This window comes from Streptomyces sp. SYSU D01066-1, assembly GCF_054956795.1.
On the sequence record NZ_JBUDHV010000014.1, the window covers coordinates 98,541 to 110,132 of the forward strand.

Consider the following 11,592-nt stretch of genomic DNA (forward strand, 5'->3'; position numbering starts at 1 on the left):
CAGGGCCGTAAGGATGACGCGGCAGTGCGGGGCGTGGGCCTTGGCCTCCCGCGCCGTACGAGCGCCTCCTCGAACTGGGCCCTCCGCGGACGCGGGTGCTGATCTTCTCGCTGAAGATCTTGTCCCTCGGGATGCCGTGGCCCGCAAGGCGTCGAACTGGGAGTCGTCGTCCTGCCCAAGGGCGGGGCAAGGGGCGCGGGTGGTGCCGTCTCCTACGCCGGCCTCCGCGCCGGTTCTCGTGAGCGTCCCGGACTCATGGCAGGCCGAGCCCTCCACGGTCCGCGCACGCGTGGAACTCGTCCACGGTCGGCGTGGGATGCGCAGGGCTCGGCGGCATGGGGAAGGGCGGTCCGGCCCCGCGTACCTCGATGATCTTCGGGGTGGGGTCTCGTCGCAGCCGTGCGTCTCGTGGAGGCGGGCCCGGAGAACGTCACTCGATGCGGGTCGTTGCCCTGCCTGCCGGCCAGGGCTGCTGACACTCGATGAGCCGGCCTGCCGAGTCGTGTCGGCGGCTGGGTGCGAACAACAACTCCGTTCGAGAAGCAGCGCCGGGTATGCGGCCCGAAGAAGGGGGTGCCCTGTCGCATACTCGGCGCTGACCGGCAGAGTTACACCGTCGTGGCTGCTGTCTCGGTGGCTTCGACTGCGGACTTGAAGTCAGGGTGGACCCCGATTTGATCGAGCCACACGCTCATCGAGTTGTAGCAATTGAACCTTTCGATCTTTCCGTCACGGAGGTACCAGAGGTCCGCCGCCGGCACGTCGATCCGGTTCCCGGTCGGCGGGATCTCGCCGACCGGAGTCGGAAACCCTCCGAGATGCGTGCCCTGGATTCGCAACTCGACGGCGACGACGTCACCGAACACATGCACCTCGAGCAGCTCACGGTGTACATCGGGGAACGAGCGGGCGAGGCCCGCGATCACCTGAGGGATCTGTTCTCCGCGGAAACTCTGCGAGGTCGACATGTCGTTGAACGACCCGTCCTCGGTGAACAAGGCCAGGAAACCGTCACCGTCGAGAACGTCCCCTTCCGCGAGCCGGTAAGCCTCGCGGATGGTCTTTTCGTTACTTTCCATTCCTGTTCTCCTTCGAGTTCGCGACACGCTCACGGTCCGCGCTTGCCCTTGGTCGCCCCTTCCCGGCCGTCGTAACAATAATCGTTACGACGTCTTGTCGCAACCTTCACTGTTGCGACCGCGCTGTCGTAACATGGAGCGTTGCGACCGGAGGAGGGATCATGAGCGCCAACAGCAGGCTGACCATTGCCGCCCATGCGCTGGCCTGGATCGGTCTCTACCAGCGCCAGGGCCACCAGATCGCCACCTCCGAGCAGATCGCAACCAGCGCGAACACCAACCCCGTGGTGATCAGACGGCTGCTCGGCGAGCTGCGCAGGGCCGGGCTCGTGGAGTCCCGGCGGGGCGCGGGCGCGGGCTGGTCGCTGGCGCGCGAGCTGGGGTCGATCACCCTGCTCGACGTGTACGAAGCAGTGGAACCCGGCCCGCTGTTCGCGATGCACCGCACCGCCCCGGACCAGGGATGCGTGGTGGGTCACGGCATCCAGCCGGCCATGCGGGGCATCTACCAGGACATCGAGGAGACCCTGAGGCACGAACTGGCCCGCGTCACGCTCGAGAAGGTGCTCACGGACGTACTCGCGGCGCCTCGCCAGCCTCTCTGATCAGCTGGACGACCCCGTGCGAGCCGTGGGGTCCGGCGCGGGTTCCGCCCACCGGGGCGGAGTGACGTGAGCGTGGAGATGGAATCCCGCCGGGCGGCGGCCGGGCAGGTCGTAGCGGCGGCGGGTGTCCGCGGTCCGCCGGTAGCCGAACGCCGAGGAGAGGGGCTCGGCCTCGTCCAGCCACCGGTGCAGGAGCGGATGCGGCGGCCTCTTCCTGACGCATGTCACGAATTCTCGGCACTGTCCGGACTGTGCGGAACCCCTCGGAAGGCTTCTACGACTTGTGCCGTGCGGTGCCCAGTCGGCGCTCGTACGAGCGGCCAGGGGGTACTGCGCGAAGACGGGGCCCTCCGTGACATGTGCCGCCCCGTCGGACGGCGCTCCGAGCGGAGGGCACCGCCGCGGCGGTGCCGTGCTCGACGGCCCGGGGTCCGCCATCGGCGTGGCCGGACCCGCCCCGCCCTGCCCTGCTCCGCCCGGTTCGGTTCTTCGAGGGGCTGCCATGCCTGATCCCCGCCTGGAAGCGCGTCTCCGCCTCACCCGGGGTGGTTCACCCGGCCCGGGGACCGCGAGGGTCAGTCGCCGTCGCCGGTGGCGCCGGGCCGGTCGTCGCGGTGGCGGCTGCCGGGCAGCATCTCCTGCACCTTGGCCTTGAAGCCCTGCCGGACCATGCCGGTGCGGTCGCTGTCGCCGTGCAGGATCGCCGAGGCCGCGGCCTCGATCTGGTCCAGTTCCGCGTGCGGCGGGATCGGCGGCACCGCCGGGTCGGTGCGGAAGTCGATGACGAACGGCCGGTCCGCGGCCAGCGCCCGGTCCCAGGCCGCCTCGACCTGCTCGGGCTTCTCCACCCGCACCCCGTCCAGGCCGATGCGCTGCGCGATGTCGGCGTAGGGCACGTCCGGGATGTGCTGCGACTCCTCGAACTGCGGGGCGCCGGACATCGCCCGCATCTCCCAGGTGACCTGGTTGAGGTCACGGTTGTTGAGGACGGCGACGATCAGCCGCGGGTCGGACCACTCGCGGTAGTACTTCGCGGCGGTGACCATCTCCATCATGCCGTTCATCTGCATCGCGCCGTCCCCCACCAGGGCGATGGCGGGCCGGCCGGGGTGGGCGAACTTCGCGCCGATCGCGTACGGCACACCGGGCCCCATCGTCGCCAGCGTGCCGGACAGCGAACCGCGCATCCGGCCGCGCAGCCGCAGGTGACGGGCGTACCAGTTGGCGGCGGAGCCGGAGTCGGCGGACAGGATGGCGTCCTCGGGCAGCTTGCCGTCCAGGGCGTGCACGACGTACTCGGGGTTGACCGGGTCGGCGTCCACGGCGGCGCGGCGCTGCATGACCTCCCACCAGCGGGCGACGTTCTCCTCGACCTTCTCCCGCCAGGCCCGGTCCTGCTTGCGGTGCAGCTTGGGCAGCAGCCGGCGCAGGGTCTCGCGGGCGTCGCCGACGAGGTTGACCTCGTTGGGGTAACGCAGGCCGATCATGTGCGGGTCGATGTCGATCTGCACCGCCCGCGCCTGGTCCAGCTCCGGCATGAACTGCGTGTACGGGAAGCTGGAGCCGATCATCAGCAGGGTGTCGCAGTCCCGCATCAGCTCGTAGGACGGGCGGGTGCCCAGCAGGCCGATGGAGCCGGTCACGTACGGCAGGTCGTCCGGCAGGGCGTCCTTGCCCAGCAGGGCCTTGGCCACGCCGGCGCCCAGCACGTCCGCCAGCCGCTCGACCTCGTCGCGGGCGCCGCGCGCGCCCTGCCCGATCAGGACGGCGACCCTCTCCCCGTCGTTGAGGACGTCGGCGGCCCGCTGGAGGTCCTCCTCCGCCGGCACCGGCGCGTACCGCCCCAGCCCGAGACTGGAGGGCACCATCTTGAAGGCGTGTCCCGGCGGGCTGTAGTCCAGCTCCTGCACGTCCGCCGGCAGGATGATCGCGGTGACGGTGCGCCGGGCGTACGCCGTCCGGAACGCCCGGTCGATCAGGTTCGGCAACTGCTCCGGCACGGTCGCCGTCTCGCAGAAGTCCGAGGCGACGTCCTTGTAGAGGCCGGCCAGGTCCACTTCCTGCTGGTAGGAGCCGCCCATGGCGCTGCGGTTGGTCTGTCCGACCAGCGCCACCACCGGCACGTGGTCGAGCTTGGCGTCGTACAGCCCGTTCAGCAGGTGGATCGCGCCCGGTCCTGAGGTCGCCGCGCACACGCCCACCTTGCCGGAGAACTTGGCGTAGCCGACGGCCTGGAAGGCGGCCATCTCCTCATGGCGGGCCTGGACGAACTTGGGTTTGTTGTCCGCCCGGCCCCAGGCCGCCAGCAGCCCGTTGATGCCGTCACCGGCGTAGGCGAAGACATGGCCGACGTCCCACTCGCGCAGTCGCTGGAGGATGTAGTCGGACACCTTCGTGCTGGCCATGGACACTCCACTTCCTGACTTCCCGGCTGCCTCCGCGCGACGGCGGCACGACCATGCATGGGTAACCGGACGCACCAGGGGGAAACGTGGCCGGTGACCGCCCCTGCCGGGGTGCCGGCCCACGCCCGCTCGGCGGTGGGCGGGCCGGCGCTGCCGTCCGCGGTTCGTCCACGACCGCCACGGTCCCCGTCAGGGGGTCAGGCCTCGCTGGAGTCCGCCGCGCCACTCCGTGAGGAGCACGGTGGCGTCGTCGTCGAGGAGGCCGTCGTGGTGGGCCATCACCGCCGCCATCAGCCGCCGCAGGGTCTCGTGCAGGGTGTGCCGGCCCGAGTGCTCGCGCAGCACGAAGTCGATGAACCGGTCCCGTCCGAACTCCCGGCCCTCGGCGTCGCGGGCCTCGACGACCCCGTCGGTGTAGAGCAGCAGGCGGTCGCCGGGCTCCAGTTGATGGACGCACTCGGTGACCGGCAGTCCGAGTTCCGCGCCCATGGGACCGGCCGGCGGGCACGCCAGTTCGGTGGTCCACCGATTGCCGCGCAGCAGGACCGGCAGGTGGTGGCCGCGATTGATCCAGCGCAGCCGGCCGGTCTCCATGTCCAGATCGGCCAGGATGCCCGTGGCGTACCGCCGGCCGCCGAACTGTTCGACCAGGGTTCTCTCCACCTGCCGGCTGGTCTCGGCCAGCGACGCGCCCTGACGGCGGGCGTTGCGGCAGGCGGCCACGGCCACGTTGGCGGTGATACCGGCGGCCGTGTCATGGCCCATGGCGTCGAAGACGCTCAGGGTCAGAGTGGTGCCGGCCACGGCGTAGTCGAAGGCGTCCCCGCCGATCTGGTAGGCCGGTTCCATCACCGCGCCGACGGTGGCGTCGTGCCCGGCGTAGGCGGGCGGCGGGGTGAGGTTCCACTGCATCTCCGCCGCCACGTTCATCGGCTCGGTCCGTACCAGGCGGGCGTAGGAGTCGCTGAAGGAACGCTTGCTCAACAGCAGCAGCGCGATCATCGACGCCCAGTGCCGCAGTGACTCCCGGACGTCCTCGCCGTCGCTGTCGGTGTCGGTCCGCAGCACGCCCAGCCGCTCCACCCCGTCCGTGACGGCCACCCACCACCGGTGCCGTCCAACGCCGCCTCCCGTTCCGTGCTCGGTGAGCAGGTCCACGCGCTGGTAGGCCCGGCCGGGCAGGCTGCCCTCGACGGTGAACCGCTCGCCGCCGGCTCCCGCGTCCGCTCCTTCGCCGGTGAGCCGGCGCAGCACCGTCTCGCGCACGTCGACGACGAAGACGGCCATGTCCAGCAGCCCGGCCCGGGCCGCGTGGGCCGAGATCTCCCGCGGCAACTCCTCGAGCGTGATGGTGTGGCTGATCTGCATCAGCCGTACCAGCTCGGCCGAGGATGCTTCGTTCATGCCTCACGCCTCTCGACGAGCCCGCTCGGGCAGCGTGCCGGTTCCGCCGGACTCGGCCCCGCGCCGCGCGGACGGGCCCCTTCAGCCGTGGCTACCCCGCTGCGGACGGGTTACGCGGCGCGGCGGCGGCCGACCGCGGCCGGCCGCCTCAGCCCCGTACCTCGAAGCCGCCGCGGCCGTCGAACCTCACCTCGCGGATCACGTCGAACCCGTCCGCCGCGGACGGCTCGCGCAGGCGCTTCGCCGTGGCCAGGACACCGACGTCCGGAACGCGCGCACGGCCCTCGCGGGCGGCGTTGCGGCGCAGCGAGCCCGCCAGGTCCGGCGGGAACCAGTACGCCGTCGCCGTCGCCCCGTGGGCGTGCGCCGCCTCCACCAGCGGGGCCCACTCGGCGGGTGCCGGATTGGTGTTGTCCACCGCCACCGGCCGGGCGGCCGCGAGGTGTTCCGCCAGCGCGCGCATCTGCCGCTGCTGCTTGTTCCTCGCCCGTGCCGGGAACAGGTCCTTGCTCACCAGCGCGTACCGCCCCGACAGGCAGCGCGCGTAGAAGGTGGACTTGCCGGACGCCTGCAGGCCGACCAGCACGGCCACGTCCAACTCGGTCGCCATGCGCACCACGATGCCACGGCGGCCGACGGTGACGCGCACCGTTCCCCCGCTGCCCCCGGCGGCTTCCGGGAGGCTTCGGCGGGGGCGGGGGCGGGGGCGGGGGCGTGCGAGGGTGAGCCGGTCGGCCGCGGGGCACGGCCGGTGCCCTGTGCCGTTACGCGGGCACCGTGATGACCACGCCGCTGCGGGGACGGGCGGGGATGCGGTTCAGGGAGATGGCCAGGTCCTGCGGCGGGACGTCGTGGCGCAGGCCGGCGAGGCGCCGGGACAGGGTTTCCAGGATGCCCACGGTCATGGCCTCGCCGGGGCAGCGGTGGCCGGTGCGCGGGTCCGCGCCGCCCTGGGGGATCAGCTCGTCCCGGCCGGGCGGGTGGTCGAGGAACCGCTCGGGGCGGAAGGCGTAGGGGTCCTTCCACCAGCGTTCGTCGTGGTTCTGGCCGTAGACGTCCAACAGGACGAGGCCGCCCGCCGGGAGCGTACGGCCCTGCCAGGTCAGGTCGGTGACGGCCCGGCCGCCCAGGAAGGGCGCGAAGGGGTAGAAGCGGCGGACCTCGTGAGCGAAGGCGGTGGCGAACGCGGTGTCGCCCGACCGCAGCCGCTCCGTGTGCTCGGGCGCGCGGTGCAGCGCGTGGGCGGCGAAGGCGGTGAACCAGCTCAGTGCCACCGTGGGCCGGACCACGTTGAGCAGTTCCACCGCGGCGGTCCGGGGGGCGAGTACGGCGCCGGAGGCGTCGCGGTGGTGGCAGACCCGTTCCAGTGCGGAGCCCGCCGGTGCTTCGAGCGCCCCGGACCTGACCTCGGTCACCAGGTCCGCGAACCGCTTCTCCTGGCGGGTGCGGGCCCGCCGGGCCCGCCAGTGCCGGGGGCCCGCCGTGGCGAAGCCGTCCACCATGGCCAGCAGGTCCCGTGCCAGCGGCTCCTCCTCGCCCTCGGCGAGCGGGACGCCGGCCCAGCGGCAGACCCCGCGGGTGAGCACGCGCGCGGCGGCGTCGAAGAGCACCACCTCCGGCTGCCGCCGCCAGCGCGGTACCGCCTCGTCCCAGGCGGCGGCGATGTGCTCCGCCGAGCCGGTCACCGCGTCGGTCTCCAGCAGGGGCAGGAAGAACGCCTTGCGCCGCCGGTGCGCGTCGCCGTCGAGGGTGTGCACCGCGCCGTGGCCGAAGAGGGTGCTCACGACCGGGCCGGGGAGCGCGCCGTGGCGCCGGACGTGCGCCTCGTCGTAGAAGAAGCGGACCGCCTCGGGGCCGCGTACGGCGAGGGCCGGGTGTCCCAGGACGCGCAGGTTCAGCGCGGTGTCGCCCTCGGCGCGCATCAGGTCGGGCAGCCAGGCGTACCCCTCGGTCAGCAGGGCCAGGGACTCGGGAACCAGTCGGTGCGGGCTCATGGTCTCCTTAGTGCCCAGGTCGGTGCGGGCGATACCGGCACGTTGTGCGGCCGCGAGCCGGTCTGCGCCGCGTCGCCCGTCGTGGCCGTGGCCGTGACCGTGACCGTGGCCGTACGGGGCGAACCGCCGGTGCCTCGCGGCTGTCGCCGGTCCCGCTGGACGTCCGCACGGCCCGGCCACCTGCCCGGCCGGGGAACCGGCCCGGGGCGGGGCCGCCACCATCGGCGCCGGCGACGATGTGCCGGGGATCCTGTGCACGACGGCCGAACACGACGGCCGAACACGAGGTGCGTCGCCTGCCCGTGAGCGACGGGCACGGCCTGGTCGGCGTGGTCGCCCGGGCCGGCGTCACCCGCTCCCGGCCCGGCCCCGGGGCCGGTGATCCGCTGCGGGGCATTGTCCCGCGACTGGCGCCTCTCCTGTTCGCGGGGCCCGGGCCGTCCGCCTCCGCCTCCGTCTCCGTCTCCGTCTCCGTCTCCGTCTCCGGCAAGATGCGAGGTTGCGGGCCGGAGCTCGGGGCAGACGGGTGCGTGTACGACCCATGCGAGCGGTGGCGACAAGGGAGACCCCGATGCTGATGGCACACCCGGCCGTGCTGAAGAACCTGATCGACCAGTACGAAGCGCTGCACGCGCTGCACGCCGAGGACGGGAGCGAGGAAGCACGGCGCCGCCTGGACGACGTCAGCTACACCCTGTGCGTGTCCACCGGCACGAGGGACGTGGACTCCGCCCTGGCAGCGGCACGCCACCGGATGCCCGCCACCGAGCCCTCGCTCTCGCACTAGCCTCCGGACGGGCCCTACCCCCCTCGACCCGCCGTCTTCGGATCCGCCGTCCTCCTGCCGCCGGGCGCCGTGCGCCCGGCATGGGCGTACCCGGATCACGGCGCCGTCCCCGCACCCGAAGTGCTCCGCCCGGTGCTCCGCGCCGCGCGGTGCCTCGGCGTCGGTCACGTCATCCTCTCGCCAGGAACCGGGCGTGCGGACGCCCTGCCCGCGCGCCCGCGGGGACGCGCTTCCCCAGGTCCGGCGGACGGAAGGCCCGTGCCCGTCGGGGAGGCGGACCCGGCCGGCCGCCCACCGGCACCGGCTGACGCACCGGCGGCACGGCACGTGTCAGCGGGGACCGTCGCCCGACGGGGCCGTTTGGCCGCGGTGCGGCGGGCAACCCGTTCCGCGCTTCGACGACCGGTGTCGGAAGGAGACAACCATGCCGGCGGGATCCAGCTCCAAACGGGAGCGCCAGTACGAGCACATCAAGGACAGCGCCGAGGACCGCGGGGCCTCCCAGGGCCGGGCGAAGGAGATCGCCGCCAGGACCGTGAACAAGGAGCGCGCACGGTCCGGCGAGGCCCGGTCCGCCAGTGGCGGCTCCACGAAGGGCAAGTCGCCCTCGCAGCGCGGGGGTGAGAAGTCCCGTTCCTCCCGGGGCGGCGGCTCGGGCGGGGGCCCGACGCGGGAGCAGCTCTACCAGGAGGCGCGGAAGAAGGGTGTCGAGGGCAGGTCCACGATGAACAAGGACCAGCTCGCCAAGGCCCTCGGCCGGAGCTGACCTCCCCCTCGCGCCTCGCGGCCGGTTTCCTTCGGCTCCGGCGCCCGGAGCCGGGCGTCGGGCGTCGGACGTCGGCGGAGGCCGGTCGGCGGCATCGGTCACCAATGGGACGCGCGGGTTCCGCGATCCCACGTCGCGGTGCGGCAGGCGGAGCCCGGCCGCCGCACGCCCCGCCGGCCGCGCGGTGGCGCTGTGCCTGTGCTCGACGGTGTCCCACCCGCGTCCCGGTCCTTCTCACCTCTTCGCCACCTGCGGTCACTTCCCGCGAGCGGCCTCGCTGGCGCCCCTCGGTGCGGAACCGGTGAGGAGCATCCGCTGCGCGTCGAAGGCGTAGGTGGAGCCGTCCACCGCGTGCGTCGCGGTTCTCACGCCCGCCCATTGACGGGTGGGCGTGAGAACCGCGACGCACGTGGTCACGCCCGCCCGGCGCGCGCCGCGCCCAGGGACGAGGGCGCCGCTGGTCACACCGGAGGCCCACCCGGCAGTCGGCCCCCGGCCCCCGGCGGGACGGCGCCTGGCGGTTCCCGCTCCCCCGCCCCGGCCGCGAGCCGCGGACCGCAGGCCCTCGGGCGGCGACAGGCGCGCTCACGCCGCGAGGTCCATGATCGGTCGAGAGGGCACGGTGCCGTGGAACGAGCCGGAGGGAAGGACCGTGGCGACCGAGGGACAGCGAGCGGCGGAGCGGCTGCACTGCCTGGTGACGGGAGCGTCCGGATACATCGGCGGGCGCCTGGTACCGGAGCTGCTGGAGGCCGGTCACCGGGTACGGTGCCTGGTCCGCTCCCCCGGCAAGCTCCGTGACCACCCCTGGGCGGCGGACGTCGGGAGCGTCCGGGGGGACGTCACCGACCCGCGCTCGGTCGCCGCGGCCATGCGTGGCATCGACGTCGCCTACTACCTGGTGCACGCCCTCGGATCGGGTGCGGACTTCGAGGACACCGATCGCCGCGCCGCGCGGATCTTCGCCCGGCAGGCGCACGCGGCAGGCGTCCGGCGGATCGTCTACCTCGGTGGCCTCACCCCGCGGGACGTCCCCGAACGTTCGCTCTCCCCGCATCTGCGCTCGCGCGCGGAGGTCGGCCGTGTCTTCCTCGACTCCGAGGTGCCCGCCACCGTGCTGCGCGCCGCCGTCGTCATCGGCTCGGGATCGGCGTCGTTCGAGATGCTGCGCTACCTGACCGAGCGGCTGCCCGTCATGGTCACGCCCCGTTGGGTGCACACCCGTACGCAGCCCATCGGCGTCCGCGACGTGCTGCGCTACCTGGTGGGCTCCGCCACCATGCCGGCCGACGTCGACCGGGCCTTCGACATCGGCGGGCCGGACGTCCTCACCTACCGCGAGATGATGAGCCGGTACGCCGCCGCGGCCGGGCTGCCCCGGCGCGTCATCGTGCCGGTGCCGGTACTCACCCCCCGGCTGTCCAGCCATTGGGTCGGGCTGGTCACCCCGGTCCCGGCCGCCATCGCCCGGCCCCTGACGGAGTCCCTGCGCCATGAGGTCGTCTGCCGGGAGCACGACATCTCCCGGTACGTGCCCGACCCTCCGGGCCGGCCCCTGCCGTTCGACGAAACCCTGGCCCTGGCTCTGCGCAGGGTACGGGAAGCGCGGGTCGCCACCCGCTGGTCGTCCGCGTCCGTGCCGGGAGCGCCCAGCGATCCGCTCCCCACCGACCCCGACTGGGCCGGCGGCAGCCTGTACCAGGACGTCAGGCGGCTGCCCGTGGACGCCTCCCCGCAGGCGCTGTGGAAGGTGATCGAGGGGATCGGCGGCGACAACGGCTGGTACTCCTTTCCGTCTGCCTGGGCGGTGCGCGGCCGGCTGGACCGGTTCGTCGGCGGGGTCGGTCTGCGTCGCGGCCGGCGCGACGCGCAGCGCCTGCGCGTCGGCGACTCGCTGGACTTCTGGCGCGTCGAGGAGATCGAGCCGGTACGTCTGCTGCGGCTGCGGGCGGAGATGCGGCTGCCGGGACTGGCCTGGCTGGAGATGTGGGTCGAGACCGACGAGGAAGGCCGTACCCGTTACCGGCAGCGCGCCCTGTTCCATCCGCGCGGGCTCCTCGGCCACGCCTACTGGTGGTCCGTCTCGCCCTTCCACGCCGTCGTCTTCGGCGGGATGGCCCGCAACATCGCCCGGGCCGCCGCCAAGGGCCCGATCCCTCACGGAAGCGACCAGCGCGCCCGACGGTCCCGGCGCCGCCCCGGGCGAAGGCCCCGGGAGTGACACCATGACCGCCGCGGCCGTCCCGCCCGCCTCGGACCCCGTGTCCGCCGACCGTCCTGCCAGCCTCGGACCCGTGTCCGCGGACCGTCCTGCTCCTCTCAGACCCGTGTCCGCGGACCGTCCTGCCCCTCTCGGACCCGTGTCCGCCGACCGTCCTGCCCCTCTCGGACCCGTGTCCGCCGACCGTCCTGCCCCTCTCGGACCCGTGTCCGCCGACCGTCCTGCCCCTCTCAGACCCGTGTCCGCCGACCGTCCTGCCCCTCTCGGACCCGTGTTCGCCGACCGTCCTGCCCCTCTCGGACCCGTGTCCGCCGACCGTTCTGCCCCTCTC

Annotated in this window: 9 protein-coding genes and 1 pseudogene; 4 read left to right on the forward strand and 6 right to left on the reverse strand. The window is 73.3% G+C overall.

What is annotated here, in order from left to right:
- Positions 1-608: 608 nt before the first annotated feature.
- Entirely contained in the window at positions 609-1,079 is a 471-nt protein-coding gene (locus ACY1JF_RS16170) for a nuclear transport factor 2 family protein (protein ID WP_462705816.1), read from the reverse strand.
- 161 nt (positions 1,080-1,240) lie between these two features.
- On the opposite strand from ACY1JF_RS16170, the gene ACY1JF_RS16175 reads away from it, so the two are divergent.
- Positions 1,241-1,684 (forward strand): Rrf2 family transcriptional regulator, encoded by a 444-nt coding sequence (locus ACY1JF_RS16175; protein ID WP_462705817.1) that lies wholly within the window; start codon positions 1,241-1,243, stop codon positions 1,682-1,684.
- An 81-nt stretch (positions 1,685-1,765) separates the two neighbouring features.
- Here the strand turns inward: ACY1JF_RS16175 and ACY1JF_RS16180 are convergent.
- The 5 genes and pseudogenes from ACY1JF_RS16180 to ACY1JF_RS16200 form a co-directional block, all read right to left on the reverse strand.
- Positions 1,766-1,918 (reverse strand): annotated as a pseudogene (locus tag ACY1JF_RS16180) (monooxygenase); the annotation flags it as partial.
- Positions 1,919-2,259: 341 nt separating this feature from the next.
- On the reverse strand, positions 2,260-4,089 hold the full coding sequence (locus ACY1JF_RS16185; RefSeq protein WP_462705818.1) for a thiamine pyrophosphate-requiring protein: 1,830 nt from the start codon (positions 4,087-4,089) through the stop codon (positions 2,260-2,262).
- A 189-nt stretch (positions 4,090-4,278) separates the two neighbouring features.
- Positions 4,279-5,493 carry a PP2C family protein-serine/threonine phosphatase gene (locus ACY1JF_RS16190; protein ID WP_462705819.1) on the reverse strand — a complete coding sequence of 405 codons (1,215 nt, stop codon included), beginning with the start codon at positions 5,491-5,493 and terminating at the stop codon, positions 4,279-4,281.
- Between the two features lie 148 nt (positions 5,494-5,641).
- Complete coding sequence (locus ACY1JF_RS16195; RefSeq protein ID WP_462705820.1) at positions 5,642-6,103, reverse strand: AAA family ATPase; 462 nt, start codon at positions 6,101-6,103, stop codon at positions 5,642-5,644.
- Between the two features lie 154 nt (positions 6,104-6,257).
- Positions 6,258-7,487 (reverse strand): cytochrome P450, encoded by a 1,230-nt coding sequence (locus tag ACY1JF_RS16200; protein ID WP_462705821.1) that lies wholly within the window; start codon positions 7,485-7,487, stop codon positions 6,258-6,260.
- Between the two features lie 571 nt (positions 7,488-8,058).
- Between ACY1JF_RS16200 and ACY1JF_RS16205 the strand changes: the two genes are divergently transcribed.
- The 3 genes from ACY1JF_RS16205 (at position 8,059) to ACY1JF_RS16215 (ending at position 11,261) form a co-directional block, all read left to right on the forward strand.
- Positions 8,059-8,274 (forward strand): DUF5133 domain-containing protein, encoded by a 216-nt coding sequence (locus ACY1JF_RS16205; RefSeq protein ID WP_462705822.1) that lies wholly within the window; start codon positions 8,059-8,061, stop codon positions 8,272-8,274.
- Between the two features lie 424 nt (positions 8,275-8,698).
- Complete coding sequence (locus tag ACY1JF_RS16210; protein WP_462705823.1) at positions 8,699-9,040, forward strand: plasmid stabilization protein; 342 nt, start codon at positions 8,699-8,701, stop codon at positions 9,038-9,040.
- A 652-nt stretch (positions 9,041-9,692) separates the two neighbouring features.
- The gene (locus ACY1JF_RS16215) at positions 9,693-11,261 is read left to right on the forward strand and encodes an SDR family oxidoreductase (RefSeq protein ID WP_462705824.1); all 1,569 of its coding nucleotides are present in this window, start codon (positions 9,693-9,695) and stop codon (positions 11,259-11,261) included.
- Positions 11,262-11,592 lie beyond the last annotated feature (331 nt).

Excerpts from the sequence above, each read along its gene's own strand:
- ACY1JF_RS16210 (WP_462705823.1), top strand. The coding sequence starts at position 8,699 with ATGCCGGCGGGATCCAGCTCCAAACGGGAGCGCCAGTACGAGCACATC.
- ACY1JF_RS16170 (WP_462705816.1), bottom strand. The coding sequence starts at position 1,079 with ATGGAAAGTAACGAAAAGACCATCCGCGAGGCTTACCGGCTCGCGGAA.
- ACY1JF_RS16200 (WP_462705821.1), bottom strand. The coding sequence starts at position 7,487 with ATGAGCCCGCACCGACTGGTTCCCGAGTCCCTGGCCCTGCTGACCGAG.
- ACY1JF_RS16175 (WP_462705817.1), top strand. The coding sequence starts at position 1,241 with ATGAGCGCCAACAGCAGGCTGACCATTGCCGCCCATGCGCTGGCCTGG.
- ACY1JF_RS16185 (WP_462705818.1), bottom strand. The coding sequence starts at position 4,089 with ATGGCCAGCACGAAGGTGTCCGACTACATCCTCCAGCGACTGCGCGAG.
- ACY1JF_RS16205 (WP_462705822.1), top strand. The coding sequence starts at position 8,059 with ATGCTGATGGCACACCCGGCCGTGCTGAAGAACCTGATCGACCAGTAC.
- ACY1JF_RS16190 (WP_462705819.1), bottom strand. The coding sequence starts at position 5,493 with ATGAACGAAGCATCCTCGGCCGAGCTGGTACGGCTGATGCAGATCAGC.
- ACY1JF_RS16195 (WP_462705820.1), bottom strand. The coding sequence starts at position 6,103 with ATGGCGACCGAGTTGGACGTGGCCGTGCTGGTCGGCCTGCAGGCGTCC.